We start from the raw sequence: 26,666 nt of genomic DNA on the forward strand, positions 1-26,666 counted from the left end.
ATGTCTTGTGAGGATCTGCGTATGAAGGCACCTGCCTCGAACACCTGCCGCCCTGCCGTCCGAACGCCCGGCGCACGCAAGGTCGTGCCTTTGCTCGCCATGGCTCTGCTGATGGGCCTGTCGGGCTGCAAGCTGTTTGGCGGCGGGGGCAAGGGCGGCCCCAAGACGCCGACCGTGGGCGAACGCGTTCCGATCCTCTCGCGCATCGAAAGCGGGGCCAAGGTCGATCCGACGCTGGCCTCTATGGCGGTGATCCTGCCGCCCGAACAGGTCAATGCCGATTGGGCGCAGGGCGGCGGCACGGCCAACAAGGCCTATGGCCACCTGGCCCTGGCGGCCAATCCCACCCGCGTCTGGACCGCGCAGATCAAGGGATCGTCCAAACGCGCGCGCCTTGCCGCGGCGCCGGTGATCGGGGATGGCCGTCTCTACGTGATGGATACCGATGGCGTAGTGCACGCCTTCGACGCGCAGAGCGGCGCGCACCTGTGGACCAAGAGCTTCGCCGTGAAGGGCGATGGCTCCAGTTCGGTGTTCGGCGGCGGCGTCAGCTATGACAACGGCCATGTCTACGTCACCACCGGTCTGGGCGAAGTGGCCGCGCTGGAAGCGGATACGGGCAACCAGATCTGGACCAACAAGCCCGCAGGGCCGCTGCGCGGCGCGCCCACCGTGGCATTCAACGCCGTCTACGTGATGACGCAGGACAACCAGATCTTCGCGCTCGACGTGGCGGACGGCAAGCTGATCTGGAACGAATCGGGCTCGCTCACGCAGTCGGGCGTGTTCGGCGTGGCGGCTCCGGCTGCCGGGCAGGGCACGGTGATCGCCGGGTATTCCTCGGGCGAACTGGTCGCCTACCGTTACGAGAACGGCCGCCAGCTGTGGTCCGACGCGCTGGCGCGCACCTCGATTTCCACCGAGGTCGGCAGCCTGACAGACGTCGATGCCGATCCCATCATCGACCGGGGCCGCGTCTACGCACTGGGCCAGGGCGGCCGTATGGCGGCTTACGAGCTGGTGACCGGGCAGCGCATCTGGGAACTCAACCTCGCGGGTATTTCCACGCCTTCCGTCGCGGGCGACTGGGTGTTCACGCTGGACGATCACGCCGAGATTCTCGCGATTGCGCGCGAGACCGGCCGCGTGCGCTGGCTGACGCAGCTTACCCGCTACAAGAACGAGAAGAAGCGCAAGCATCCCTTCTTCTGGGTCGGGCCGGTGCTGGCCGGTGGCAAGCTGTGGGTGGCGAATTCGCACGGCGGCGTCGGCACGGTCGATCCGGCGACGGGCACGTACACGCCGTTCACCGAGCTCAAGGACGGCGTGATGCTGGAGCCGGTGGTGGCCAACAAGACGCTTTACATCCTCGACAATTCGGGGCGGATCTCGGCTTTTCGGTAATCGGGCCGGTAACCGGGACGCTAAGCGGAGCTGTGAAAGGGACGGGGCGCGGGCGCGCCTCGTTTCCGGCGCCTTAACCATTTGCGGCTAGGGCCTTGGGCATGAGCAATGCCCAGACCGCCGCGCGCGCCCGGCCCGCAAGTGACGTCTCGGCAGGCGTTGGCCTGTCGGGCGTGGCAGCCCTCTTCGTGTGGATCATGATCTGCCGCAACTGGGCATCGATTGCCGATGCCTTTGCGCTGCCCGGTCCCCACGCGCCGATGAGCGGGCCTTATGCCTCCGTTGCCACGCTGCTGGTCACAGGCACGGCCATGGGCTTGTGGTCGGTACTGGCGGACAAAGTGCACTTGCGCCCTTCCACCGGGATCGACTGGAGCCTTGCCCGCCCGCTGTCGCAGACGCTCGATATCTCGATCACCAAGATCGCGGGCCTCTGGGCGACATGGGCGGCGATCGGCCTCTTCTACTGCATCGCCCGCTGGTATTGGGAAGGGCAGTACCTGTTCGCGATGGACGTGATTTCCGCCGCTGCGCTGCCGCTGTTCCTGCTCTCGATCCCTTACGTGCTCTGGCTGGACCGCTACCTGAAAGAACCGCGCGATCATGCCTGGCACTTCGGCGCGATGTTGATCGGGCGGGAGGCCTGGGACGGCGGTGAAGTGAAGAAGCACTGGCGCGCCTGGGCCATCAAGGGCTTCTTCGGCGCTTTCATGCTCTCGATCCTGCCGCCGGGCTTCGCGCAAGTGGTGAACGCCGATTTCGGGGCGATGGAATACAACCCGGTCGCGCTCGGCTCGACGCTGATCGCGGGGCTTTTCGTGATCGACGTGCAGATCGGCACCGTCGGCTATCTGCTGACGTTCCGCCCGCTCGATGCCCATATCCGCAGCGGAAATCCGTTCCTGGCGGGCTGGGTGGCGGCGCTGATCTGCTATCCGCCGTTCGTGTGGGGCACGATGGGCCGCGCCGACGTGCTGGGCTATGAAGTCAACACGTTCGGCTGGGCCAATGTCCTCTCGACCCATCCCGCGCTGCTGTGGCTCTGGGCCGCCATGATGGTGTTCCTGACGGGCGTCTATGCCTGGGCGACATTCTCCTTCGGCATCCGCTTTTCCAACCTGACCTATCGCGGTGTGCTCACCAATGGGCCTTACCGTTTCACGCGCCATCCGGCCTATCTGTCGAAGAACCTGTTCTGGTGGATGTCCACCTTGCCGTTTCTGGTGCGCGATGGTTCGCTGACCGATGCGATCCGCAACACGGTGCTGTTAAGCGTGGTGAGTGCGATCTATTATTGGCGGGCCCGCACCGAGGAAGCGCACATGCTGGCGGAAGACCCCAAGTACCGCGAATATTACGAGTGGATGGGCGAGAATGCGCTGATCACGCGCACGCTTTCGCGGGTGGGCAAGCACTTGCGTCCGCAAAATCCGCCGTTGCAGCCAGCGGAATAGCGGCTCCGCTCAGAGCGGTTCGCTGGCCGAGACTTCGTGAAGTTCGATGCGCCGGCCGGTCAGCCCCAGTGCCGCGCGTTCTTCCTGCCAGCGCTTCATGTGCGGCCGTTCGAAGTGGGCTGAAAGCGCGGCGCGGTCGCGCCAGGCCTCGCTGACGCGGATGAGGCCCGGTTCCAGCACGTCGTGGGCATAGGTGTAGGACAGGCACCCGTCCTCAGCGCGGCTGGCTGCGATCACGCGCTCCATGGCTTCGCGCGCTTGCGCCAGCGCGGCCACGGGCATGCGGAATTCGCCGGTGACGACGATCATCTCAGAAGCTTTTCACGCCATAGATGCGCGAAATGTCGCCGCCCCATTCGCCGTGATAGAGATCGAGCAGATGCTGCGCGGGGACTTTGCCCGATGCCACGATTTCGGCCAGCGGTTCGAGGAAGCCGGTCTCGTTATCGCCGCTGGTGTTGAGCCGCCCGCGCGCCGCCAGTCCCGAACGGGCGATATCCAGCACTTCCCCGGCGATGTCGCGCAGCGTGCCGCCGCCCGGAACCGGTGCATCGAGTCCAAGCTTGGGCACCGAACCGCGCAGCAGCTCGCGCCCTTCCATGTCCCAGTCCTTGACCAGATCCCAGGCGGCATCGAGCGCACCCTGATCGTAGAGCAGGCCCACCCACAGCGCGGGCAGCGCACAGATCCGGCCCCAGGGCCCGCCATCGGCCCCGCGCATTTCGAGGAAGGACTTCAGGCGCACTTCGGGAAAGGCAGTGGAGAGGTGATCGTTCCAGTCGCTGAGGCGCGGCCGCTCACCGGGCAGGGCGGGCAGTTCGCCTTTCAGGAAGTCGCGGAACGATTGCCCGGCGGCGTCGATATATTTCCCATCGCGGAACACGAAGTACATCGGCACGTCGAGCATGTAGTCCACATAGCGCTCGTAGCCGAAACCCTGCTCGAACACGAAAGGCAGCATGCCGGTGCGCGCGGGATCGGTGTCCGACCAGATGTGGCTGCGGTACGAGAGATAGCCGTTGGGCTTGCCCTCGGTGAAGGGCGAATTGGCGAAGAGCGCGGTCGCCAGCGGCTGCAGGGCGAGCGAGACGCGGAACTTCTGCACCATGTCGGCCTCGCTCGCATAGTCGAGGTTGACCTGGATGGTGCAGGTGCGCAGCATCATGTCGAGCCCCATGGAGCCCACGCGCGGCATGTGCTGCAGCATGATCGCATAGCGCCCCTTGGGCATGACCGGCAGCGCCTCGCGCGTCTTGTCCGGCCACATGCCGAGGCCGAGATAGCCCTTGCCGATGCGGTCGCCGATGGTCTTCACTTGCGCCAGGTGGCGGCCGGTCTCGTTGCAGGTCTCGTGCAGGTTTTCGAGCGGCGCGCCCGAGAGTTCGAGCTGGCCCGCCGGTTCCAGGCTGACGGTGCCGTCTGCGCCTTTCATGGCGATGACTTTCCCGCCTTCCTCGATCGGCTCCCAGCCGAATTCGGTAAGGGCCATCAGCAAGTCGCGGATACCGCCGGGCTCGTCATAGGACGGCGCGTGGTGATCGGCGAGATCGTAGACGAACTTTTCGTGTTCGGTGCCGATCCGCCATTTTGCGCGCGGCTTTTCCCCCGCGGCCATCGGCGCGGCGAGTTGGTCCAGGCTCTCTACGATCGGATCGTCGCGATCCGACACCTCCCTTGTGCTCATGCGCCGGGAATTAGGGATGCGCAGGAGCGGATACCAGCAATATTTCGTTTGGGATGGTCAATTTCCAGCGGCGGACCAATCACCTGCCACGGCCATCCACAGCGCCGTGGCGGCAATGCTGGCGGTCTCCCCGCGCAGAATCCGCGGGCCGAGCGAGATTGGGCGTGCCTGCGGGTGGGCGCGGATCGCCGCGCGTTCCTCATCGTCGAATCCCCCTTCGGGGCCGGTGAGCAGAGCCGCCGGGCCTTTCGCGGCGGCAAAGGCGGCGGCGGCCGGTTCGCCGCCCTGTTCGTCGGCAAAGAACAGCACGCGGTCCTCGGGCCAGTCCCGCAGCAGGGCATCGAGCCGTTCGGCCGGGGCCAGTTCGGGCAGGGCGGTGCGCGCGCATTGTTCGGCCGCTTCGGTCACGATGGTCAGCGCGCGGTCCGGATTGAGCTTGTCCGCCACGCAGCGCCGGGTCACGATGGGCTGGATGCGGCGCACGCCCAGTTCGGTCGCCTTTTCGAGCACGAGATCGAAATTCGGCTTCTTGAGCAGCGCGGCGCAGAGCCGGAAATCGGGAACCTGCTCGCGTTCGCGCAAGCGCTCGCGCGGTTCCAGAACAAGGTCGCGTTTGCCCGTGGCGGTGACTTCGCAGGCCCATTCGCCGGTCCGGTCGTCGCACAGAACCACCGCATCGCCGCATGCGGCGCGCATGACCTTGAGCAGATAGTGCGCCTGTCCCCCGGCGATCGTCACGGGTTCTCCCGCGCTGAGCGGACCGGGTACGAAAAGGCGCGGGGCCGAGCGTGGCGGCCAGGCTGGGGTTGCTCCCATGGGCAGTGGTTTCCGTCAAGAATGGGTGGCCGGAACGGCGATGGCGGCCTTGTCGCGTGATCGTTTGCCCGGCGCAATGGGCAATCGCAGGCAGCGGCCGGATGCCTTCACCCATGACATGGAAGCCGCAATCGATTAGATAAGGGGGCGTGAATGAACCATCCTCTCTTGCGGACCTCGGCGTTCCCGATACTCAGCATCGCGGTCTGGTGTCCCTTTTGCCGGAGCCTTACCGCTCCTATGCCATGCTGGCGCGGTTCGACCGGCCGATCGGCTGGTGGCTGCTGTTCTGGCCTTGCGCATGGGGCGTGCTGCTGGCCGGGGGTGAGGAGCGCTGGGGTCTGGTGTTCTGGCTGCTGCCGGGCGCGATCGCGATGCGCGGCGCGGGCTGCGTGCTCAACGATATCGTCGATGCCGATCTGGACCGCAAGGTCGCGCGCACGGCCAACCGCCCCATCGCCAGCGGCCGGGTGAGCGTGCAGGCGGCCTGGCTCTGGCTGGGCGCGCTGTGCCTGGCGGGGCTCGTGGTGCTGCTGCATCTGCGCTGGCAGGCGCAGCTCGTGGCGCTGGGCAGTCTGGCGCTGGTGGCGGCCTATCCCTTCATGAAGCGCATTACCTGGTGGCCGCAGGCCTGGCTGGGGCTGGTCTTTACCTGGGGCGCGCTGGTCGGCTGGGTGGAGATTCGCGGCGATCATCTCGAAGCGCTTGCCGCGCTCTATGCGGGCTGCATCGTGTGGTGCATGGGGTACGACACGATCTATGCCCTGCAGGACCGGGAGGACGATGCGCTGGTCGGCGTCCGCTCCTCGGCCTTGCGGCTGGGATCACACGTGCGCGCGGGCGTGGGCGTGTTCTACGTGCTGGCCGTGGCGTTCTGGGCCCTGGCGTTCTGGGCCCTGCGGCCGGACTGGGTGGCGCTCGTCGCGCTCGCCCCCGTGGCCCTGCATCTCGGCTTTCAGGTCGTGACGCTGGATACGGATAGCGGGGAGAACGCGCTTGCCCGTTTCCGCTCCAACCGCGATCTTGGCCTTGTCATGGCGCTGGCCTGCTGGGTTGTCGGCAACGCCGGCGTGATCTGAGGCCGGGCGTGATCGGGGATACCGGGGGCGGCGGTGCCACGCCCCGGTCCAGGTGATGAGCGGCTCATTCATAGCTCACCACCTCGAATTCGATACCGTCCCAGTCGAAGAAATAGAACCGCCGGCCCGGATCGTAGTCGGCATGGTTCATCGGTTCGAGCCCGGCGCCGATCACGACCTGCTCGGCCGCATCGAGATCGTCGACAAGCAGCCCGACATGGTTGAGCGGAGCCCCCTTGGCGAAACGGTCATGCACCTTGTGGTCGGTGTAGACGGCGATGTAGCTGAACTCCTCGCCGACATGGATGGACTCGCCGCCGCTCTGCGCGGGGCCGCGCCAGCGCTCTTCCCAGCCCAGCAGATCCTGCAGTAGTTTCGACGAACGCTCGACGTCGCTCACAGTGATGTTCGCGTGTTCGAGGCGGCCTTTGGGTTTGGCTGGCGTAGCCATGATTTCAACTCCCTTGCTGTCCCGGCGAATCGACCGGCTTGGCAAGGATGCAATCTCAAGTTAGCTTGAGATCAAGAACAAAAAAGAGCCCCCCACTCGATGTCCAACGATCGTCTCATTTCCATCGGCTACCTTTCGCGCCGGACCGGCGTCGCTGTTTCTGCGATCCGGTTCTACGAGGAAAAGGGCCTGCTCACCGCGCTGCGCACCAGCGGCAACCAGCGCCGGTTCCTGCGTTCGGACATCCGCCGCGTCAGCTTCATCCTGATCGCGCAGAAGCTGGGTCTTGCCCTTGCCGATATCGAGCGGGAGCTGTCCACCCTGCCGCAAGGCCGCACGCCGACGCAGGCGGACTGGGAGCGGATCAGCCTGTCTATGCGCGAATCGATCGACGGTCAGATCGCGCTCCTGCAACGCACCCGCCGCAAGCTGGAGGAATGCATCGGCTGCGGCTGCCTCAGCCTCGCGCGGTGCCAGCTCTACAATGCGGGGGATGCCGCCGGTACGGAGGGAACGGGCCCGCGCTTCGTGCTGAAGAACTGACTCAGCCTCCGGACGGGCGGCAGTGCCGTTTGGAAATCCGGTTGAGCGAGAAAAGCGCCGCTACAAGCGGAATGATGGCCAGGTGGGCTATCCATCCCTGTCGGAAATGGCTGGCAGCAAGATTCGGCAGGCTTACCATGGTAAGGACAGCGGCAATGTGCAGGATTACGATGGCCCAGCCTTTCCAGTGGCAGGGCATGTAGCTCCACAGCCATTGCTCGAACCAGATTTCGGTTTCGGTCGGTCCCGTCATTCCGCCGCCAGCAGTTCTTCGGCGCCGACAAGATCGACGCTGACCAGCCGCGACACGCCTTTTTCGACCATGGTCACGCCGAACAGGCGGTGCATGCGGCTCATCGTCACCGCATTGTGGGTGACGATCAGGTAGCGGGTGTCGGTTTCCCCGGTCATCGCTTCCAGCAGGTCGCAGAAGCGCTCGATATTGGCATCGTCGAGCGGGGCGTCGACTTCGTCGAGCACGCAGATCGGGGCGGGGTTGGTGAGGAACAGGCCGAAGATCAGCGCCACCGCCGTCAGCGCCTGTTCGCCGCCCGAAAGCAGCGTGAGCGATTGCAGGCGTTTGCCCGGCGGCTGGGCGTAGATTTCGAGGCCCGCTTCCAGCGGATCGTCCGAATCGACCAGCGCCAGATGCGCCTTGCCGCCCTGGAAGAGCTGCTGGAACAGCCGTTGGAAATGGCCGTCCACCGCCTCGAATGCGGCGCGCAGGCGTTCGCGCCCTTCGCGGTTGAGATTGCCGATGGAACCGCGCAGCCGGTTCACCGCTTCGGCGAGTTCGGCCTGCTCGGTGACGCTGGTGCCCAGTTGCGCTTCGGCCTCGGCCAATTCGTCCGCCGCGACGAGATTGACCGGGCCGATGCGTTCGCGGTCGGCCACCAGCTTGTCCATGGCGGCACTTTCCGCATCCGCGCGGCCCACGTCTGCGGAGGCGAAGGCAAAGCGTTCGGGCAGGACCGGCGGCGGGCACTGGAAGCGCTCGCCGGAAACGCGCGTCATTTCCACGCGGCGTTCGTCCTCGTTCTCGGCGCGGGCGGCGGCGCCGGCGCGGCTTTCGCGGGCGCTGGCGAGCGTTTCCTGCGCGGCGGCGAGCGCGGCATCGGCCTTGCGCGCGTTTTCGGCGGTGGTGGTGACGGCGGCCTCGGCCTTGGTCAGCTCTTCGGCGAGGCGCTGGCGGACCGCTTCGCCTTGTTCGATCTGCTCCATCAGTGATGCGGGCTTGGCGGCGATCACGGCGCGTTCGGTCTCGATCTCCTCCAGCCGCCCGGCCATCTGTGCCAGCCGGTTGGTGGCATCGCCCGCGCGCGCCTGCCAGTTCTGGATATCGCCGCGCTGCGAGGCGGTGCGTTCGCGCGCGACGGCCAGCGCCTGATCGTGCGCGGCCAGCGTGGCGGTGGCGGCCTGCAACTTCGCCTTGGCGGCCTCGTTCTTCGCCTTGGCCGCTTCCAGCCCCGCGCGCCCGGCTTCCGGATCGGGCAGGGCGGCGCGCTTGGCCTCGGCGGCGGTCAGATCCTCTGCGGCGCCCTGGCTCTGTTCGGAAAGATCCTGCGCGCTGCGGTCCAGTTCGGCGCGGCGGGCCTGATGGCGGGCCTTGGTATCCTCGGCCTGATCGGCGGCGCGCAGGGCATTGCGTTCGGCATTGGCGGCATCGGCAATGGCGCGCTCGGCGGCGATGATCGCGGCGGAGAGGGCGGCCAGTTCCTGCTGCACATGGGCCTGCCGCGCTTCGGCGGCGCTGACCGCCTCGCGCAGCGGGGGAAGCTGGGCGTCCAGCTCGGCAAAGCGGTTTTCCGCTTCCAGCCGCGCCGCTTCCGCCGCGCCTTCGCCGCGCGCGACAAAGCCGTCCCAGCGGCGCAGCACGCCGCCTGTCGTGACCAGCCATTCGCCGGGTTTCAGCGCGCGTCCATCGTCTTCCGAGACGGCATGGACCAGCGCCAGCCGCGCGGCGAGTTCGGGCGGGCCCTGCGTGACATGTGCGGCCAGGCTTTCAGGCACGGAGGAAGGAGCTTCGGCCCCGGTCCAGAACCGCCCATCCGCATTCGCCACGCTGCCAAGCGGCGCCTTGGCGTCGCGCCCGAGCACGGCGGCCAGCGCGCGCTCATAGCCCGGCGCGGCGCGCACCGCATCGATGGCCGCCGTCAGCCCATGCGCGGCCTTGGCCCCTTTGGCGCGGGCCTCCCGGTCACGCAGCAGGGCGGCGTGCTCGCGTTCGATGCCGGTCAGATCGGCGCGGGCCCCGGCCAGTGCGGATGCCGCCGTATCGCGCTCGCCCATGAGTTCGCTCTTGCGCGCCTGCTGCGCATCGAGCCCTTCGCGTGCCCTGGCGAGCGCGGCGGTGGCGGTTTCGGCCTCGCTGCGGGCCTGCGCGATCGCGGCATCCAGATCGTCGATCGCGGGCAGGGCGGAAAGCTGCGCTTCCAGCCGCGCACTTTCCGCGTTCAGCCGGTCGAGACGACTCCGCGCCTGCGTCCGCTCAGCCTCGGCAATGCGCCATTCGGCCTCGACCCCGGCCTGTGCGGCGGTGGCCTGCGCCAGATCGAGTTCGGCGGCGCGCGCGGCCCGCTCCGCGCCTTCCAGCGTATTGGCGAGGCGGGGGCGCTCCGCCTCGTCCCGTTCGAGCTGTCTGGCGCCGTCCGCCAGTTCGCGTTCGAGCCGCGCCAGTGCCTCGGCGGCATCGCGGGTCATGCGGTCGGCGTCGCTGCGGTCTTCCTCCAGCCGGGTGCGCTGGCGTTCGAGGTCTTTGAGGCGCTGTTCGGCCGCTTCGAGCTGGCTGGTGAGCGTGGCCATGCGGTGGCCGTGCGCAGTGGCATCGTCGCGCCGGTCCGCCTGCTCGTCGCGCGCCGCGATCAGCGCTTCGGCAGCGGCGGCCTGCGCCTCCTGCGCGGCTTTTGCCGCATCCTGCGCTTCGCTTACGCGCGCCTCGGCGGCCTGCGCTTCCTTTTTCGCGGCTTCCGCGGCAGCGGCGGCATCGCGCCAGCGCGCGAAGACGAGGCGCGCTTCGGCCAGCCGGATCTGGTCGGACAGCGCCTTGTACCGCTCGGCGGCCTTGGCCTGCCGCCGCAGCGCCGCGACCTGCTTGTCGAGCCCGGCCATGATGTCGTCCAGCCGGGCGAGATTGCTTTCGGTGGCGCGCAGTTTCTGCTCGGCGTCCTTGCGCCGCACGTGGAGCCCGGCAATGCCCGCCGCCTCTTCCAGCATGGCGCGGCGTTCGGCGGGCTTGGCGGCGATGACGGCGGCGATGCGCCCCTGGCTGACGAGCGCCGGGCTATGCGCGCCGGTGGCGGCATCGGCGAACGTCAGCGCCACGTCCTTGGCGCGCACGTCGCGCCCGTTGATGCGGTAGGCACTGCCCGCGCCGCGCTCGATGCGGCGCACCACTTCCAGCTCCTCGCGCGTGCCATCCTCGCGCGGGGCGGTGTCGGCCTGCAGCACCACTTCGGCGAAAGCGCGCGGCGGGCGGCCCGCGGTGCCCGCGAAGATCACGTCCTCCATGCCGCCGCCGCGCATCGACTTGGGCGAGCTTTCGCCCATGACCCAGCGGATCGCTTCGAGCAGGTTGGACTTGCCGCAGCCGTTGGGGCCGACGACGCCGGTCAGCCCCGGTTCGATGCGCAGTTCGGCGGGCTCTACGAAGCTCTTGAATCCACTGAGCTTGAGCCGCCTTATGCGCATCGCGTGACCTTAGCGGAGCAGGCGCATCAGCGTGCGCCCGCTTCCTGCAGCTTGGCCTCGATTTCCTTCCACACAGCCGAGCCGATCTTCGAACCGTTGAGGAAGAAGGTCGGCGTACCGGTGATATCGTATTCGCTGCTGGCCTTCTCGGTCTGGTCGGCCAGTGCCTTGGCCTTGGCCGTATCGGCGAGGCAAGCCTTGGCCTGATCGCGCGAGATCCCGCGCGAGGAATAGAATTCGGTCATGCCCGACAGATCGGCGATGGCGCTGATCTGCTGTTCCTTGGGCATTTCGCCCAGAGCCTTGAGCTTGGCATCGCCTGCGGCCTGCACATTCGCGAACATGTTGGGCTGCCAGGCCCAGAACTGCTCGCTGAGCGGGATCACCGCCTCGGTCGACCCGCAAGTGGCGAGCAGCGAGGCAGGGATGTCATAGGGATTGAGCATGAAATAGCGCAATTCATAGCTGACGCGGCCACTGGCGATGTAATCGTCGCGCAGCTTTTCGAAGCTTTCCTTGGCGAATTCGGCGCAGTGCGAGCAGCTCAGCGCGCCATATTCCACCAGCTTGATCGGCGCCTTGGGATTGCCCATGCGATAGCCGCCCTCGGGCGTCTTTTCGACGACATCGGCCCAGGCCTTGCCTGCGGGAGGCGCGATCTTGGCGATCGGTTCGCTGGATTTGGGCGCGCCGTCGTCAGCCTTCTTGTCACAGGCGGCAAGGCCAAGCGCGAGGGGCAGGGCCAGCATGCCAAGGGCGAACTGACGGATGGGCGTGCGGGTCATCGTGGCGAATCCTTTGCGAAGAGGGGAAAAGCTAGCTCAGGGCTGGGATGGAACAAAGCGGGGGAGGGGGAAGCCGGGGATTCTCTCCACAGCTAAACCGCCAGATTCCGGGGTTTCAGATGGCTCCGGCGCGTTCTTCGGCGATTTTGCCGGTGATGGCCTGAGAGACGGAAGCCCAGTCATGGCCATCCAGCACTTCGCCATTGAGCGTGAAGCTGGGCGTGCTGCGGATGCCGAGGTCAGCCGATTCCTTCTGCTGAACCTTCAGCTTTTCGAGCATCGCGGTGTCGGCAAGGCAGGTATTGGCCTGGGCGCGGGTGATGCCCCAGGTGGACATCTGGTCATAGAAGCCAAGGTCGCTGGCGATCGCGCGCATGCGTTCGGGCAATTCGCCCTGATTCCAGCGCTGCAACTGGGCCGGGGTCATTTTCTCGGCCTTGGCGAGCCATTTTTCCTGCGTGGCGAAAAAGGCATTGTGCCGCACGAAGAAGCGCTTGGGATCGCCGCAATTGGTGAGCATCGCCAAGGTCAGGTCGACCGGGTTGCGCAGCAGGTTGGTCACGGTGACCGAAACCTGCCCCTTGGGAACCACGGTGAGGCGCAGGACCGGGGCCGATTCCTTCTGATAATGGGCGCAATGCGGGCAGGTATAGCTGACATATTCGGTCAGCTTGACCGGTGCTTCGGGGTTGCCGAAGCGGTGGCTGCCATTGGCGGTTACGGCGATCGTGCCGTTCCAGTTGCCCGCCGGGGTTTCCAGGCTCTTGCCCGGTTTTCCGGTGGCGGCGATGCACAGGGCGGCTCCGGCGGCGAGGGCAAGCGGCGCCAGTGCGCGCCGCGCGGTGTTCATTCTGGGGGGCTTCATTACTGCTCGTCCTGATTGCTCTTTGCGCTCATGCTGCGCGCCAGCGATTCGAGCACGGCACGAAGTTCGGGATCGCCGATATCACGCAGCGATTCCCCCAGTTCCATCGGTACCGGCTTGAGCGAAGGCGGAGCAGCCTGCGGCTTTGAAGCAGCAGGCGCCTTAACCGCACCTTGCCGGATCTTCACTTTGCCCACGGCATTGTAGCCGAAGAAGCGGTTCACCCGGTCGATGATTTCGGGGATCACGTGCTGGATCATCGGCGCATGCGCGGCGACGACGACGAGCTGGAGAATGCCCTCGCTCTTTTCTCCGGGCGGGAAGCGGATCGATTCGGGGCTGCAGATGCGGGCATGGCGGGCCCCGACGATTTCCGGCCAGCGGGTGACGACGCTCGACTGCACGAAGCCGAAACGGCGAAAGGCCGTGCGCCCCACTTCGGGCATGAGGTCCGAAATCGCGCGGGCCTGCCCGCCGCGCGGGCGCTCGTAGCGCTTGAGGCCGGAGGGGGCACTTTTTTTGGTGCCCGATTGTTTGCGATCGTCCCGTTTCATTACCGGCGCTGCAATGCCATAGGCGCGGCATGGATGCCAGTTCGGATACCGGTTGTGATGCCGTTGGGCACGATCTTCTTGCCTGGTACGATGCCCATGCGCGCGTCTTGCCGTGGCGGTCTCCGCCCCATACTCCCGCGCCCGAGCCGTACCGGGTGTGGCTGTCCGAAGTGATGCTGCAACAGACCACCGTGGCGGCGGTGAAGGACTATTTCGCAAAGTTCATCGCGCGCTGGCCCACAGTAGACGCGCTCGCCGCCGCTGCCGATGAAGAGGTCATGGCCGCATGGGCGGGGCTGGGCTATTACGCCCGCGCCCGCAACCTGCTGGCCTGCGCGCGCGCGGTCGCGGCGCGGGGCGGGCGCTTTCCCGATACAGAGGAAGAGCTGCGCGCGCTGCCGGGGCTGGGCGCCTATACGGCGGCGGCCGTGGCCGCGATCGCTTTCGGGCGGCGCGCGGTGGTGGTCGATGCCAATGTGGAGCGCGTGGTGGCGCGCCTCTTCGCGATCGAAGAGGCGCTGCCGGGCGCGCGCGGAACCATCCGCGAAAAGGCGGATGGGATCACTCCCGAGGCGCGCAGCGGAGACTTTGCGCAGGCGATGATGGATCTGGGCGCGACCGTGTGCACCAGCCGCGCCCCGCGCTGCCTGCTGTGCCCGCTCTCCGCCCACTGCGCGGCGCGGGCCATGGGCGCGCCCGAGCGCTTTCCGGTCAAGGCGCCGAAGAAGGCCAAACCCGCCCGAAAGGGGCAGGCTTTCTGGATCGAGCGCGGCGATGCGGTCTGGCTGGTGCGCCGCCCCGGCAAGGGCATGCTGGGTGGCATGCGCGCGCTGCCCGACGATGGCTGGTCCGCGCGCGCGGATGGTTCGGGCGAGGGGCCGCTGGCCGGGCCATGGGAAAGCGCGGGCAAAGTCACGCACACCTTCACCCATTTCGGGCTCGACCTGCATCTGTCGGTTTACCTCGGGGCGGATTGGACTAGGTTGCCGCCCGGCGGCGGCGAGTGGTGGCCGCTGGACCGGCTGGACGAAGCCGGATTGCCCACGCTTTTCGCCAAGGCGGCGAGCCTGGCGCTGGCCGGAACCGGAGACTGACCTAATGATCGAATCGCGTGCGGCGCTGGAACGGGTTCTCGACCGGCGCATGCTGCTCAGGCTCGGGGCTTTCGCGGGGGTGAGCGCCGCGCTGATGCCACGGCTCGCTTTCGCGGCGGCGGAGCCGGAACTGCTCCCCCATGTCCGCACGCTGGTCGACAAGTGGGTGGGGCCGGGCAAGTTTCCCGGCATGGTCGCCTCGCTCGGCCTGCCCGGCAAGGAGCCTGAATACGTCGCCAAAGGCACCGAAGGGTTCCTCAACCTCGATCCGATGTCGGACGGCAGCCTGTTCCGCATCTATTCGATGACCAAGCCGGTCACCGGCATGGCGGCGATGCAGCTCATCGCGCAGGGCAAGATGGCGCTGGACCAGCCGCTCTACGATATCCTGCCGCGCTACCGGCACATGCAGGTGCAGAATACTTATGACGGCTCGATCACCGATCTGCATCCGGCCAGGAGCCCGATCACCATCCGCCATCTGCTCACGCATACGGCGGGGCTGGGCTATGCGATCATCCAGAAAGGGCCGATCCGCGATCTGCTCAACAAGAAAGGCCTGACCGGCGGGCAAGTGAGCCGGATGCCGCTGCCCGATATCTACAGCGGCCCGCAGGCGCCCAGTCTGGAGGCCTTTGCCGACCGGCTGGCCGAAGTGCCGCTGGTCTACGATCCGGGCACCAAGTGGAGTTATTCGCTGGGGCTCGATCTGATGGGCCGGGTGATCGAGGTCGTCTCCGGCAAGCCGTTCGATGCGTATCTGAAGGAAACGATTTTCGAGCCTTGCGGGATGACGAGAACGTTCTTTCAGGTGCCCGCCGCCGATGCCGGTGACTTGACGACCAACTATGGTGTGATGGGCGGTGTCTTCATCCCGATCGACAAGGGGGAAAATTCGGTGTTCCTCGATCCGCCGCCGTTCCCGATGGGCGGTTCGGGGCTGGTCAGCTCGCCGCGCGATTACGACCGTTTCCTGCGGATGCTGGCGCAGTACGGCACGATCGGCGGCACCCGCGTGCTGGACGAGGCGGCCGTGCGGCAGGGCACCAGCAACTTGCTGCCGCCGGGCGTCGCGGGCCCGGCGATGGATGCGGCCCCGGCGGATTTCGGCGCGGGCGGGCGCGTGGGTATCGGGCCGGAAGCGGGGATTTACGGCTGGGCCGGAGCGGCGGGCACGATCGGCATGGTGGACATGGCCCATGCCTTGCGCTCACAGCTTTTCGTGCAGTTCATGCCGCCCCAGTCGCTCGATCTGCTGCCCGAATTCCAGACCGCGCTCAAAGCCGATGTCCTCTCGCTGCTACAGGTGAAACCCGCATGAATTCCGCCGCTATCGCTTTTTCCGGTTCGCATATCGACCGCGCCGATCTGGTCCGCAACGACCCGGCGGCGCTCGAAGCGCTCAAGACATGGCAGGCGCGGCTGCTGCGCATGGACGGGCTCGATCCGGTGCTGACGCCGGACAACACGCTTGACTGGGGCAGCCTCTCCGATGCGGCGCCGGACAGCGAACTGGTGTTCCTCGGCCTTGACGGGGAACGCGGCTGCTTCGCCGAAGTGCGCCCCGCCTATCCCTCGGGCAGCCCGCATGCGGGCCCTGCGAGCTGGAATGCCATGGCCGTGCTGGAAGCGGGGGAACTGGCCGCCTACGGCGGTGCCCGCTCGCTGGTGAACTGGCACGCGCGGCACCGTTTCTGCGCCGTGTGCGGCAGCGCGACCATGCTTGCCAAGGGCGGCTGGCAGCGTACCTGCACGAACGAGGCCTGCAAGTCCGAACACTTCCCGCGCGTCGATCCGGTCACGATCATGACGGTGGAATACGATGGCAAGCTGCTTCTCGGCCGCCAGCCGCGCTTTCCGGCTGGGCGCTATTCGGCGCTGGCCGGTTTCGTGGAGCCGGGCGAGACGATCGAGGAAGCCGTGGCGCGCGAAGTCTTCGAGGAAGCCGGCGTGCGCGCCCGCGACGTGGAATACGTGGTCAGCCAGCCCTGGCCGTTCCCGTCCTCGCTGATGATCGGTTGCCACGCCTTTGCCGACGATCCCGCCATCGTGATGGATGAAACCGAGATGGAAGACGTGCGCTGGTTCACCCGCGAAGAGGTGACAGAAGCGGTGGAGGCGGCGGAGCGCGGCGAACAGGGCCGCGCTTTCGGGGCTCCGCCGAAGACGGCTGTGGCCCACGCCCTGCTGCGCTGGTGGGTGGAACGGGGCGCTTAAGCGGGGCCCGGCACATAAATTCCTCCCTGTTCCGCTTGCGGAATGGGGAGGTGGCAGTCGCCGCAGGCCGCTGACGGAGGGGTTTCTCCCCCTCCACCACCCGCTTCGCGGGCGGTCCCCCTCCCCATCGCTGCGCGACAGGGAGGAGTGGAAATGGCAGCTTGGTCAGGCCTGACCGGTACGTTCCTTCCTTATTGATCAGCAGACGTTGCGGCCTGCGCTGGTGCCAGCGTCCGGGTGAAGAAGGCGGTCACGTCCGCATCGAAGCTGCGATGGAAGGCGGCGCGGTCGAAGCCGGGGGCGCTGGTGCACAGGGCGGGGATGGATACCGGGCCGTCGCAGGGGGCCAGGAAGTCGAAGTGTCCAGCATGGGGCACGGTGTGGAATTCCGGCGCGGAAGGCAGGGCATCGCGCACGGCGTCGGCGTATTCGGCGGGGGGCAGGACCTTGTCGTCATCCGCACGCCAGAGTTGCACGGGCATGCGCACGGCATCGAGACCGCCATCGGCGAACGTGAAGCCCAGTGCGGGGGCGGCAACCGCCAGCGCCTTGATCCGCGCGTCGCGGCGGGCGGGCCAGGACTTCGGGGCCTTGGCGGGGGCGTCGCCGGGATGCTTGGCGATCAGCTGGCAATCGAAGCGGCCGGGATGGGCGGCGCAGTGAGCGCGGATCAGCGAGAGATCGGGAATGCCCCCGGCGGCCGTCAGTACGGTGAAACCGCCCGATGAGAATCCGAAAGCGCCGATCCGGCTGGCGTCGATGGCCGAATGGCCGCTCCAGCCGCCGAGCATGAAGTCGATCAGGCGGGAAAGCGCTGCGGGGCGGTTCGCGATTTCGGTGGCCTTGCTCTGATCCTTCCAGTTGTCGCCCGGATGGGTGAGCGCCGCCACGACGAAACCGGCCTTGGCCAAGGCGACGGCCGTATCGGCATGACCGGCGAAGGAGCCGCCTGTCCCGTGCGACATCACCACCAGCGGCAACCGCTCTCCGCTGACGGGGCCGCCCGGGATGACCTGTTGACGGTTGAGCCCCAGCGGGATGTCCCGCTCCTCACCTTGCGAGGGATACCAGACCCCCACTTCCACGCCATCGGGCGTGGTGAGGCGCTGGAACCCGGCATGGCCAGTTCCGGAAGCGGCATAGGCCGGGCTGACAAGGCAGATCAGAATGGCCGCGAACAGGGCCTGAAAGAAACGCATGATCAGAAACTCCATTGACGATGTGAGGCCTGTCTTTCCGCGGTTTCCGGGGGTGGCCAAGGGCCCATTCGCGAATGGGCGAACGGGTACGCGGCCCGGCAAGCGGCCCATTCTGCCGGGCGGCGCTTCACACTCGCGCGCGGCGGCGATAGAGACCGAAGGGATGAACCGGGACTGGACTTTCTTTGTGCGCGCCATCGTTCTGGCCACATGCGGAGGCCTTGCGCTGGCTTTGCTGGGGCCGTTCGGCACCTACCTCAACGGGCCCTTGCCGGAGCGGCTGCTGTTCTGGATGACGACGTGCTGGGCCGGGCTGCTGCTCTATGGCCTGACCGTGCATTTCCTGCTGGTGCGCTGGCGCGGCACGGTGGTGGACTGGCTGGCGCTGTTCTTCGGCGTGCTGCTGGCCAGCGCACCGGAAGCGTGGATCTCCCGCACGCTGGCCCTGTATCTGTGGCCGCACCTGGAGACGAAGTTTCCGGCCATGCCGCTCTGGTATGGCCAGACGGCGGTTCTGGGCTGTGTGTTCACCCTCATCGGCGTGCAATGGCGGCTGCGGCGCCAGCGCGCGGGAAAGGCCGCGGCACCGGCAGCAGAGCCCGCGCCGCCTGAGCCGGAAGGCGCCTTTGCCGATCCCCGGACGATCATCGCCTTGCAGATAGAGGATCACTATGTGCGGGTGCACCGCGCGGAAGGCTCGCAGATGGTGCTCATGCCGCTCAAGCACGCGATCGGAGCGATGGACGGGGTGGAGGGTTTGCAGACGCACCGCAGCTGGTGGGTCGCCCGGGCCGCCGTCTCCGAAGTGCAGGGCACGGCGCGTTCGATGCAGTTGCGCCTTTCGAACGGGCTGCAGGTGCCGGTGGCGCGTTCGGCCGTGATTACCCTGCGGTCGGCAGGCTGGCTTCCCGATTGAGCATTCGCGCCCATGGTACAGGAGTGAGTACGGATCAGGTGCGGGCGGTATCGCTGCCTGCGGCGATATGGCGCAGCTTGTCCGGGTTGCGGACGATATAGACCGCGACGACTTTGCCGCCGCGCAGGTCTACGGCCGTCGTTTGCAGGTTCCCGTCGTAGTCCCGGCTGATGAAGCCGGGCAGTCCGTCTATCCAGGTGCGCTGTACCAGTTCGCCGCCGCCGAACTTGCGGGCGATGCCGGTCAGCAGGCGCAGGGCGCGGCCGGCGCCGCGGATCGTGTTGGGGAAAGCGATCACCTTGCCGCCGCCGTCGGCCTGCAGCATCACGTCTTCGGCCAGCAGGGTGGAAAGCGTGGCAGTGTCCCCCTCCTGCACGGCGGTGAAGAAGGCGGTAACGATGCGTTCCGCCTCGGTGCGTTCCACGGCATGGCGCTTTTGGCTGACCTGCACGCGTTTGCGCGCGCGTGAGGCAAGCTGGCGGACGGCGGCAGGCTTGCGCTCCAGGCTTTCGGCCACTTCGGTCAGCGGCACGCCAAAGACGTCGTGCAGCAGGAACGCGGCCCGCTCCAGAGGCGAAAGGCGTTCCAGCGCGAGCATCAGCGAATAGGTCACGTCGCTGGCGAGCGTGTCTTCGGGGCTGGCGGCTTCGATCAGCGGATCGGGCAGCCATGATCCGAAATAGGTCTCGCGCCGGGCGCGGGCCGATTTCATCCGGTCCAGGCACAGGCGCGTCACCACGCGGTGCAGCCAGGCGGCAGGTTCGGCGATTGCGGCCGTGGAGGCGGACCAGCGCAGCCAGGCATCCTGCACCACGTCCTCCGCCTCGCTCACCGAGCCGAGCATGCGGTAGGCGAGACGCTGCAGCCGGGGACGCAGCGCCTCGAATGCATGGGTATCGCGGTCAGGCCGCGGCACGCAGTTCAGTCTCTGGATGCGGCTGGCGAAAGCCCGCCATCAGCCGGTTCCAGGTGTTGATTGCGCCAATGGCCATCGTCAGCCAGACCTGTTCGCTCTCGTTGAACTGTTCGGCCAGCGGGGCATAGACGGCATCGGGGGCGTGGGTATCGGCCAGCCGCGTCAGCGATTCCGCCCAGCCGAGTGCGGCGCGCTCGCGCGGCGAATAGAGCGAGGCTTCGCGCCAGGCGGGCAGCATGGCCAGGCGCAGTTCGCTTTCGCCATGGCTGCGCAGGTCCGCCGAATGCATGTGGATGCAAAAGGCGCAGCCGTTCATCTGCGAGATGCGCAGCTTCACCAGTTCCAGCAGGGTATGGCTGAGGCCCGACTGGGCAAGGCTGGATTCCAGCGCGGTCATGGCCGCCGTGGCTTCGGGGGCGAGGGTGAGCGGGTCTTTGATACGGGGGTCGAACATGCCGTGTCTCCATGCGCGCACCATGCGCGCTTGCAGGCATGACGAGCCGGACATGCCGGGTGTGACATCGTCATGGAAAAAATGTTTGCTCAGACCGTTACACCAGCCCCAGCTTCATCAGTTCGCGCGCCAGCTTAGGGGGCATCACGTCGCCGCTGCTTTCGCCGTCGCCCAGATCGCGCGGGGCGTCTTCCTCCTTGAGGTAGCGCCAGCCCTGATGCGCGCGTTTGGGCTTGGTGACGACGGGGATCAGTTTGGGCGCCAGATGGATGTGCCAGCGCCCGTCGTCGCGCTGGGTGAAGCGCAGGATGGGCGAGCGGCCGATCAGCGCATGCTCGAAAATCCAGTAGAGCGAGCCGCCCACCATCTCCTCATGCCGCTTGGGCAGATAGCGGGTGGTCATCAGCGCCTCGTCCGGGTGGCTTTCCAGCCAGGCGCGCAAGCTGGCCGGGCTTTCGGCGGAATAGGCGATCTTGGTCATGTGCAGCGGCATGCAGCGAAGATAGGCAATCGCACAGGCTGGGGAAAGGGTGGCGATAGTCAGCTTGTTCTTTCTGATCTTGTCCTGTTAGTCCTTGACCACGATGGAATTTCTCTTCGAACTCCTGTTCCAGTTCTTGGGCGAACTGCTGTTGCAGTTCCTGGTCGAACTGTTCGCCGAAATGGGAATGCACGCGATGGGGCAGGTCTTTTCGAGGAGGCCCAGTCCCCGTCTTGCCGTCGCGGGGTTCACGTTGTGGGGAATTGTCGCGGGCGCGATCAGCCTTGTGGTCTTTCCCCATTCGGCCATTCACAATCCGGCGCTCCGGCTGGCCAACCTCTTTCTCACGCCCTTGCTGGCGGGCGGGGGGATGCTACTGTTGGGGCGTCTGCGTGCAAAGAAGGGGCAGGATCTCGTGCGGCTCGACCGCTTTGGCTACGCGTTCCTGTTTGCCTTCACGATGGCGCTGATGCGTTACAACTGGGCGGGCTGAACCGGCCTGTCAGGCCAGTCCGGTAAGGACCGCGAGGCCCAGGAACGAGAAGAAGCCCATCACGTCGGTGGCCGTCGTCACAAACACGGCCGAGGACACGGCCGGATCGACCTTGAACCGGGTGAGCGTGACCGGCACGAGAATGCCCGCGAGCCCGGCGACGAGGTTGTTCACGACCATGGCCGCCGCGATCACCGCGCCGAGGTGCGGGTTGGCGAACAGCAGTCCGGTGCCAAGCCCGGTCAGCATGCCGAGCGCGGCGCCGTTGGCCAGCGCGATGCGGAATTCGCGCAGGATCATCCGCACGGTGTTCGAATCGGTCAGCTGGTTGGTGGCGATCGCGCGCACCACCACCGCGAGCGTCTGGGTGCCGGCATTGCCGCCCATGCCCGAAACGATCGGCATCAACACTGCGAGCAGAGCGAACTTCGCGATCGCGCCCTGGAACAGGCCGACCACGGAGGAAGCGAGAATGGCGGTCGCGAGGTTGACGACCAGCCAGGTCAGGCGGGCGCGCACCGTCAGCAGGATCGGCTCGTTGATGTCGCCGTCACCTGCACCCGAGAGCAGCAGGGTATCCTCGCCCGCTTCTTCCTGAATGATGTGGACGATGTCGTCGACGGTGATCTGGCCGATCAGGCGGCCCGAATCGTCGGTCACGGCGGCGGAGATCAGTGCGTATTTCTGGAAGCGCAGCGCGACTTCCTCCTGATCCATGCCGACGGGGATCAGGGTTTGGTCGCGCTTCATCACGTCGTAGAGCGGGATGTTGCGCGGACAGCGCAGGATCCACGACAGCGCGCATGTGCCGACCGGGTGATGCAGCGCGTCGACGCAGAACACTTCCCAGAATTCGGTGGGCAGTTCGCGGTGTTCGCGCAGGAAGTCTATCAGGTCGCCGACCGTCATCGTTTCGGGCACCGCGACGAATTCGCGGCTCATCAGGCGCCCGGCGGATTCCTCGGGATAGGCCAGCGCCGATTCGATGGCGGCGCGGTCTTCCGGCTCCATTTCGGCGAGGACGGCCTGCTGGTCGTCCTCGTCGAGGTCCTCCAGCATGGCGACGGCGTCGTCGGTTTCGAGCTGTTCGGCGATGTCGGCGACGACATCGGCGGGCAGCGCCTCGACCAGCAGTTCGCGAACCCAGTCGTTGAGTTCGGCAATGACCTCGACGCCCATGAGGTCGCGGATAGCCCGTGCGAGGGGCAGGCGTTCGTCGGCGTCGACCAGCTCGAACAGGTCGGCGATGTCGGCGGGGTGCAGCGGTTCGACGAGGTCGTAGGCGCGGTCGAAGTCTTCCTCGTCCAGCGCGTCCTTCACGGCGCGGACGAATTCGCCCTTCAGCCGGTTTTCCTCGTCGTGGCTTTCGCTTTCGGCTTCGCTGTCCGGACCGGGCTCGGCGCCGTGTCCGGACGCGGCGCGGGTGGCCTCGTCTTCGATCACGTCATCCTTGAGGTCCGCATCGCCCATAGCAGCCGGTCTACGCAGCAATTTCGCAATTGCAACAGCGGGACGGCGCGCAGTGGAAATGGTCCGGGGGATTTCCGCCGGGAGTGAGGGCGGGGCCTATCGAAAACGTGACATTGGCGGCATGGGCCCTATATCGGGCGCCAAGACGATCCGCGCCCCTGGCCGGGGGCAGGCAACAGGAGATATATGATGGCCGACGAATTTCTGACGCTCACCCTCGACACCGGCGAAAGCCAGGGCGACGTCAAGATCAAGCTGCGCCCCGATCTGGCCCCCGGCCATGTCGAGCGGATCAAGGAACTGGCAGGCGAAGGCTTCTACAACGGTGTGAAGTTCCACCGCGTGATCCCCGGCTTCATGGCGCAGGGCGGCTGCCCGCACGGCACCGGCACCGGCGGTTCGGACAAGCCCGACCTGCAGGCCGAATTCAACGCCGAGCCGCATGTGCGCGGCGTGTGCTCGATGGCCCGCACCAGCGCGCCGCACTCGGCCAACAGCCAGTTCTTCATCGTGTTCGACGACGCTACGTTCCTCGACAAGCAGTACACCGTCTGGGGCCAGGTGGTCGAAGGCATGGAACTGGTCGACGCGCTGCCCAAGGGCGAGCCGCCGCGCGAGCCGGGCACGATCGTCAAAGCGACCGTTTCGGAAGGCTGATCCCTTTCGCAGGCGAACAGAAAAGGGCGGTCCGCAAGGGCCGCCCTTTTTCATGATGCGGGTTTCGTGGCCGGGGACTTACTGCCCCCTGGCCGCTTCCTGCTTTTCCAGCTCGGTTTCGGAAAGGCCGAGGATTTTGGCCAGCTTCGTCTTTTCCGCTTTGCTGAGATCAGCGAACTTGCGCGGTTTGGGCAGGTCGGCGGTGGCGGTTTTCACCTTTTCCATGATCGCGGGCATCTGCTTCATCATCTTCGGCATGAAGGCCTGCATCTTTGCCATGACCTGCGGCGACATCATGATCAGATAGGAATCGGCGGCATATTCCTTGCCCGTGGGTGTGGCGAAAAAGGCATTGAGTTCGCCGAGCTGCTTCACGTCGAACTTCTCGGCATAGGCCTGGGCGAGCCCGTCGCGGATGTCCGGCTCGAACTCGGTCATGATCCCGGCCATCTGGGACATCATCGTATGCGTGATGATGCTTGTCCGCTCCTTGTAGGAGGGATCGTAGATCTCCATGATTTCCGCCATCGAGGCCGAGCTGAGCTTGCTGGTATCGACACCGCCGATCCCGGCCAGATCCTTGAGTGGCATCTTGAGCATGGAATCCATGATGGAATCCATGATCTTGTCCATCGTGCCGTTCATGATCCGGGCGTAGGTTCCTGCGGGGAAGACATAGTCGACCGTCTGCCGCGCGGCGGCGAGGCGTGCCGGATCGGCCGGAACTTCACTGACTGTGGCAGGGGCTGTGGCAGGAGCCGCTTCGGCAGCGAGGGCAGGAGCGGCCGCAAGCAGGGCGGGCACAGAAAGAGCAGCGAAGAGCCGGGACATGGTAATTCTCCAAGGGGGCAGGGGAGCCTCGATTGGCGGGGGATACTATCAATTCATTGTAAAACTGCGACAATCTTCCCGGTCAGAGAGCGGCCTGCAGCAGCCACTCGTGGAAGATCCGCACGGGGCGGGATTCCAGCGCCTTGGGCTTGCAGATGAACCAGTAGCGGTAGGGGCTTTCGATATCGATATCGAACAGGCGGGCCAGCCGGTTGTCGTGCGACCGGCGAAAGTGATCGTCGTGCATGATCGCGATGCCGAGGCCCTGTGCCGCCGCTTCCAGCACCAGCTGGCCGGAATCGAACTTGTCGATCGCGGCGGGCTCCAGGCCGGGCATGCCGATGGCCTTCTTCCAGGCATCGAGGCTTTCGGGCAGGTCCTGATGGATCAGGAAGGTCTGCTTCGACAGCGATTTCTCATCCGGCACCGGGCCGATCTCGGCGGCCATGTCGGGCGAGACGATGCCGTAGACTTTGTTGTGATCGAGCTGGATGCGGTAGAACGCGGGATCGGGTTCCTTGGACAGCACGATTGCCGCGTCCAGCGTGTCGCCCACGCGGTCTTCCGAATGGGCGGCAGTGTCGATGTCGATGTGCAGGCGCGGGTGCAGCTTGCGCAGTTCGGGCAGGCGCGGGAACAGCCGCTGGCCGCCGAACAGCGAAGGCACGCCCAGATGCAGGCGCAGCACCTGCCCGCGGTCGATCTGGGCTTCCACCGCTTCGGCCAGCTCTTCCAGCTTGGGGCCGATGGCGTTGTAGAAGGCCTGGCCTTCGTCGGTCAGCTTCATCGACTGGTGCTGGCGCGTGAACAGGCGCTTTCCGGTGAAATCCTCCAGCGCGGCCACGCGGCGCGAAAGGGCGGAGGGGGACAGCGCCAGTTCATTGGCCGCGGCTTTGGCGGAACCGAGGCGGACAACACGCACGAAAGCTTCAAGCGCGCGCAGGGGGGGGAGTCGGCGTACAGGCAAGATTCGTCTTTTCGTCGGGGTTGCTGGATACGCAATCTGCGATGCAGATCATGCAACCATATGTGCGCTAATCCGCCGCGTTTTCCAAGTCCCACTGTGGCGGATGGAGGCGCAAACGCGTCACATGACGCTCATTCCCGTCGATAACTTCGATCTGCCAGCCGCTCTGGTGGGTGAGCACGGTGCCGACTTCGGGCACCTTTTCGGCCAGCACGAACGTCAGGCCGCCCAGAGTGTCGACCGATTCTTCCACTTCGGCAAGGCGCGGGTCGATTCGTTCGGCCACGTCTTCCAGCTCGGCACGGGCATCGGCTTCCCACACGCCGTCTTCCAGCGGGACCAGCAGGTCTTCCGGCGCATCGTCGTGCTCGTCCTCGATCTCGCCGACGATTTCCTCGACCAGATCCTCGATGGTGATGATGCCGTCGGTGCCGGTATATTCGTCGATCACCACGGCGAGGTGCACGCGCTGGGCGCGCATGTCGGCCAGCACGTCGAGCGCGCCGCGCGATTGCGGCACATAGAGCGGCTGGCGCAGCAGCGTGATCCAGTCATCCGGCCGGGTACCGCGCGCGAGGTGCGAGAACACGTCCTTGATGTGGAGCATGCCCTTCACGTCATCCAGCGATTCGCCGTAGACCGGCATGCGCGAATGGCCATGCTCGGCAAAGGCCTCGACGACGTCTTCCCACGAAGCGGAGGCAGGCAGCGCGATGATCTCACCGCGCGGGATCGCCACGTCGTCGGCATCGTGCTCGCTGAAATGCAGCAGGTTGCGCAGCATCTGGCGTTCGAGCGGCGAAAGGTCGCCGTTGGCGGGGCTTTCGCCGTCCGCCTCGCCTTCGTGCTCGTTGATGACATCCTCGATCTGCGCGCGCAGCGACTGATCGCCTTCGGGATGGAACAGTCTCTTGATGACACGCAAAAGCGTGCCGCTACTGTCGCCTTCTCCCGAGCCGGTCTCGGTGTGGCGGCCATTGTCGGCCATCGTATCTGGTTATCCCCTGAAGTCTAAGTTCGGTCCCCATATGGGTCGGCAATGCCCAGAATCGCAAGAGCCTTTGTTTCAAGTGCTTCCATTGCCTCGGCATCGGCATCGGAAATCTCGTGATCGTGGCCGGCCAGATGGAGCAATCCGTGGACGATCAGGTGGGCAGCGTGGTGCTCCACGCAAACGCCCTTTTCCGCCGCCTCGCGCGTGCAAGTCTCATGCGCCAGGGCAATATCGCCCAGCATTTCCGGCGGCCCGTCGGGGGCTAGATCGAGCAGGTCCGCGCGTTCCAGCATGGGGAAGGAAAGCACGTTGGTGGGCTTGTCCTTGGCCCGCCATTCGCGGTTGAGGACGTGCACTTCCGCGTCCGAAGTGAACAGCACGCTGGCGATCAGGCGCGGATTGCCGAGTTCGGGGGCGGCCTGCTGGAGCGCTTCGAGTGCACCTTCGGCAAGGTCGGCCCAGTCGGTCCCAGCGGGCCAAGGGGCTTCGATATCGATTTCGAGGGTCATCGGGGATGGCTTTACTCATGCGGCAGGGAGAAGAGAAGCGGGATCCCCGCCTTCGCGGGGATGACGGTGAATTAATTTGCCGACAAAGGCTTCCCATCCGCAAAACACCTCCGTCGCCCCCGCGAAGGCGGGGGCCCCGCTTTTCT

General features: G+C 66.3%; 28 protein-coding genes. 10 read left to right on the forward strand and 18 right to left on the reverse strand.

Annotation, left to right across the window (positions count from 1 at the left end):
- Nucleotides 1-21 precede the first annotated feature (21 nt).
- Together MTR66_RS13160 and MTR66_RS13165 are read left to right on the forward strand one after the other, a co-directional pair.
- Nucleotides 22-1,404 (forward strand): outer membrane protein assembly factor BamB family protein, encoded by a 1,383-nt coding sequence (locus tag MTR66_RS13160; protein WP_243921770.1) that lies wholly within the window; start codon nucleotides 22-24, stop codon nucleotides 1,402-1,404.
- Nucleotides 1,405-1,505: 101 nt separating this feature from the next.
- Entirely contained in the window at nucleotides 1,506-2,858 is a 1,353-nt protein-coding gene (locus MTR66_RS13165; RefSeq protein ID WP_243921772.1) for a methyltransferase family protein, read from the forward strand.
- A gap of 9 nt (nucleotides 2,859-2,867) precedes the next feature.
- Here the strand turns inward: MTR66_RS13165 and MTR66_RS13170 are convergent, their stop codons facing one another.
- The 3 genes from MTR66_RS13170 to MTR66_RS13180 are packed head-to-tail and all read right to left on the reverse strand — an operon-like array spanning nucleotide 2,868 to nucleotide 5,358.
- Nucleotides 2,868-3,167 carry a putative quinol monooxygenase gene (locus tag MTR66_RS13170; protein WP_243921775.1) on the reverse strand — a complete coding sequence of 100 codons (300 nt, stop codon included), beginning with the start codon at nucleotides 3,165-3,167 and terminating at the stop codon, nucleotides 2,868-2,870.
- A gap of 1 nt (nucleotide 3,168) precedes the next feature.
- Nucleotides 3,169-4,542 carry a glutamate--cysteine ligase gene (locus tag MTR66_RS13175; RefSeq protein WP_243921777.1) on the reverse strand — a complete coding sequence of 458 codons (1,374 nt, stop codon included), beginning with the start codon at nucleotides 4,540-4,542 and terminating at the stop codon, nucleotides 3,169-3,171.
- A gap of 57 nt (nucleotides 4,543-4,599) precedes the next feature.
- The gene (locus MTR66_RS13180; protein ID WP_243921779.1) at nucleotides 4,600-5,358 is read right to left on the reverse strand and encodes a 16S rRNA (uracil(1498)-N(3))-methyltransferase; all 759 of its coding nucleotides are present in this window, start codon (nucleotides 5,356-5,358) and stop codon (nucleotides 4,600-4,602) included.
- Nucleotides 5,359-5,507: 149 nt separating this feature from the next.
- On the opposite strand from MTR66_RS13180, the gene ubiA reads away from it, so the two are divergent.
- Nucleotides 5,508-6,437: a 4-hydroxybenzoate octaprenyltransferase gene (gene ubiA, locus MTR66_RS13185; RefSeq protein ID WP_243921781.1), complete on the forward strand. Its 930-nt coding sequence runs from the start codon at nucleotides 5,508-5,510 to the stop codon at nucleotides 6,435-6,437.
- Nucleotides 6,438-6,501: 64 nt separating this feature from the next.
- Here the strand turns inward: ubiA and MTR66_RS13190 are convergent, their stop codons facing one another.
- The gene (locus tag MTR66_RS13190; protein WP_243921784.1) at nucleotides 6,502-6,888 is read right to left on the reverse strand and encodes a VOC family protein; all 387 of its coding nucleotides are present in this window, start codon (nucleotides 6,886-6,888) and stop codon (nucleotides 6,502-6,504) included.
- 99 nt (nucleotides 6,889-6,987) lie between these two features.
- On the opposite strand from MTR66_RS13190, the gene soxR reads away from it, so the two are divergent.
- A complete protein-coding gene (gene soxR, locus MTR66_RS13195; protein WP_243921786.1) occupies nucleotides 6,988-7,431 on the forward strand; it encodes a redox-sensitive transcriptional activator SoxR in 444 nt (147 codons plus the stop codon).
- Between the two features lies 1 nt (nucleotide 7,432).
- Here soxR and MTR66_RS13200 read toward each other — a convergent pair whose 3' ends face one another.
- From MTR66_RS13200 to MTR66_RS13220, 5 genes are all read right to left on the reverse strand, one after another.
- Entirely contained in the window at nucleotides 7,433-7,684 is a 252-nt protein-coding gene (locus tag MTR66_RS13200) for a hypothetical protein (protein ID WP_243921788.1), read from the reverse strand.
- Nucleotides 7,681-11,118, reverse strand: coding sequence for a chromosome segregation SMC family protein (locus MTR66_RS13205; protein ID WP_243921790.1), 3,438 nt, complete (start codon nucleotides 11,116-11,118; stop codon nucleotides 7,681-7,683). Before MTR66_RS13205 ends, MTR66_RS13200 begins: the two co-directional genes overlap by 4 nt.
- A 26-nt stretch (nucleotides 11,119-11,144) precedes the next feature.
- The gene (locus MTR66_RS13210; protein ID WP_243921793.1) at nucleotides 11,145-11,903 is read right to left on the reverse strand and encodes a DsbA family protein; all 759 of its coding nucleotides are present in this window, start codon (nucleotides 11,901-11,903) and stop codon (nucleotides 11,145-11,147) included.
- A gap of 115 nt (nucleotides 11,904-12,018) precedes the next feature.
- The gene (locus MTR66_RS13215) at nucleotides 12,019-12,768 is read right to left on the reverse strand and encodes a DsbA family protein (RefSeq protein ID WP_243921795.1); all 750 of its coding nucleotides are present in this window, start codon (nucleotides 12,766-12,768) and stop codon (nucleotides 12,019-12,021) included.
- A complete protein-coding gene (locus MTR66_RS13220) occupies nucleotides 12,768-13,322 on the reverse strand; it encodes a DUF721 domain-containing protein (RefSeq protein ID WP_243921797.1) in 555 nt (184 codons plus the stop codon). The genes MTR66_RS13215 and MTR66_RS13220 overlap by 1 nt, the downstream gene beginning before the upstream one ends.
- Before the next feature lie 29 nt (nucleotides 13,323-13,351).
- Between MTR66_RS13220 and mutY the strand changes: the two genes are divergently transcribed.
- The 3 genes from mutY to nudC are packed head-to-tail and all read left to right on the forward strand — an operon-like array spanning nucleotide 13,352 to nucleotide 16,633.
- On the forward strand, nucleotides 13,352-14,416 hold the full coding sequence (mutY, locus tag MTR66_RS13225; protein ID WP_243921799.1) for an A/G-specific adenine glycosylase: 1,065 nt from the start codon (nucleotides 13,352-13,354) through the stop codon (nucleotides 14,414-14,416).
- Between the two features lie 4 nt (nucleotides 14,417-14,420).
- The gene (locus MTR66_RS13230) at nucleotides 14,421-15,737 is read left to right on the forward strand and encodes a serine hydrolase domain-containing protein (RefSeq protein WP_243921802.1); all 1,317 of its coding nucleotides are present in this window, start codon (nucleotides 14,421-14,423) and stop codon (nucleotides 15,735-15,737) included.
- On the forward strand, nucleotides 15,734-16,633 hold the full coding sequence (gene nudC / locus MTR66_RS13235) for an NAD(+) diphosphatase (protein ID WP_243921804.1): 900 nt from the start codon (nucleotides 15,734-15,736) through the stop codon (nucleotides 16,631-16,633). The genes MTR66_RS13230 and nudC overlap by 4 nt, the downstream gene beginning before the upstream one ends.
- Nucleotides 16,634-16,824: 191 nt before the next feature.
- On the opposite strand, the gene MTR66_RS13240 is transcribed toward nudC, so the two are convergent.
- A complete protein-coding gene (locus MTR66_RS13240) occupies nucleotides 16,825-17,832 on the reverse strand; it encodes an alpha/beta hydrolase family protein (protein WP_243921806.1) in 1,008 nt (335 codons plus the stop codon).
- Between the two features lie 163 nt (nucleotides 17,833-17,995).
- On the opposite strand from MTR66_RS13240, the gene MTR66_RS13245 reads away from it, so the two are divergent.
- Nucleotides 17,996-18,748, forward strand: a complete 753-nt coding sequence (locus MTR66_RS13245) for a LytTR family DNA-binding domain-containing protein (RefSeq protein WP_243921808.1) — start codon at nucleotides 17,996-17,998, stop codon at nucleotides 18,746-18,748.
- A 34-nt stretch (nucleotides 18,749-18,782) separates the two neighbouring features.
- On the opposite strand, the gene MTR66_RS13250 is transcribed toward MTR66_RS13245, so the two are convergent.
- The 3 genes from MTR66_RS13250 to MTR66_RS13260 form a co-directional block, all read right to left on the reverse strand.
- Nucleotides 18,783-19,664 carry a sigma-70 family RNA polymerase sigma factor gene (locus MTR66_RS13250; RefSeq protein WP_327194505.1) on the reverse strand — a complete coding sequence of 294 codons (882 nt, stop codon included), beginning with the start codon at nucleotides 19,662-19,664 and terminating at the stop codon, nucleotides 18,783-18,785.
- Complete coding sequence (locus tag MTR66_RS13255) at nucleotides 19,651-20,118, reverse strand: carboxymuconolactone decarboxylase family protein (protein ID WP_243921810.1); 468 nt, start codon at nucleotides 20,116-20,118, stop codon at nucleotides 19,651-19,653. The genes MTR66_RS13250 and MTR66_RS13255 overlap by 14 nt, the downstream gene beginning before the upstream one ends.
- Before the next feature lie 97 nt (nucleotides 20,119-20,215).
- Nucleotides 20,216-20,611, reverse strand: a complete 396-nt coding sequence (locus tag MTR66_RS13260; RefSeq protein ID WP_243921812.1) for a DUF1489 family protein — start codon at nucleotides 20,609-20,611, stop codon at nucleotides 20,216-20,218.
- Between the two features lie 91 nt (nucleotides 20,612-20,702).
- Between MTR66_RS13260 and MTR66_RS13265 the strand changes: the two genes are divergently transcribed.
- A complete protein-coding gene (locus MTR66_RS13265; RefSeq protein ID WP_243921814.1) occupies nucleotides 20,703-21,092 on the forward strand; it encodes a hypothetical protein in 390 nt (129 codons plus the stop codon).
- Between the two features lie 9 nt (nucleotides 21,093-21,101).
- Here the strand turns inward: MTR66_RS13265 and mgtE are convergent, their stop codons facing one another.
- Nucleotides 21,102-22,562, reverse strand: a complete 1,461-nt coding sequence (mgtE, locus tag MTR66_RS13270) for a magnesium transporter (protein ID WP_243921816.1) — start codon at nucleotides 22,560-22,562, stop codon at nucleotides 21,102-21,104.
- 189 nt (nucleotides 22,563-22,751) lie between these two features.
- Between mgtE and MTR66_RS13275 the strand changes: the two genes are divergently transcribed.
- The gene (locus MTR66_RS13275; protein WP_243921818.1) at nucleotides 22,752-23,219 is read left to right on the forward strand and encodes a peptidylprolyl isomerase; all 468 of its coding nucleotides are present in this window, start codon (nucleotides 22,752-22,754) and stop codon (nucleotides 23,217-23,219) included.
- A gap of 78 nt (nucleotides 23,220-23,297) precedes the next feature.
- Here MTR66_RS13275 and MTR66_RS13280 read toward each other — a convergent pair whose 3' ends face one another.
- The 4 genes from MTR66_RS13280 to ybeY all read right to left on the reverse strand — a co-directional run bounded on the left by MTR66_RS13280 (nucleotide 23,298) and on the right by ybeY (nucleotide 26,520).
- Nucleotides 23,298-24,050 carry a DUF2059 domain-containing protein gene (locus tag MTR66_RS13280; RefSeq protein WP_243921820.1) on the reverse strand — a complete coding sequence of 251 codons (753 nt, stop codon included), beginning with the start codon at nucleotides 24,048-24,050 and terminating at the stop codon, nucleotides 23,298-23,300.
- A gap of 82 nt (nucleotides 24,051-24,132) precedes the next feature.
- Entirely contained in the window at nucleotides 24,133-25,017 is an 885-nt protein-coding gene (locus MTR66_RS13285) for a LysR substrate-binding domain-containing protein (protein WP_268740487.1), read from the reverse strand.
- Nucleotides 25,018-25,084: 67 nt separating this feature from the next.
- Nucleotides 25,085-26,005, reverse strand: coding sequence for a hemolysin family protein (locus tag MTR66_RS13290; protein ID WP_243921824.1), 921 nt, complete (start codon nucleotides 26,003-26,005; stop codon nucleotides 25,085-25,087).
- 23 nt (nucleotides 26,006-26,028) lie between these two features.
- Nucleotides 26,029-26,520 (reverse strand): rRNA maturation RNase YbeY, encoded by a 492-nt coding sequence (gene ybeY, locus MTR66_RS13295; protein ID WP_243921826.1) that lies wholly within the window; start codon nucleotides 26,518-26,520, stop codon nucleotides 26,029-26,031.
- Nucleotides 26,521-26,666 lie beyond the last annotated feature (146 nt).

The sequence above is a fragment of the Novosphingobium beihaiense genome, assembly GCF_022832375.1.
Taxonomy (GTDB): domain Bacteria; phylum Pseudomonadota; class Alphaproteobacteria; order Sphingomonadales; family Sphingomonadaceae; genus Novosphingobium; species Novosphingobium beihaiensis.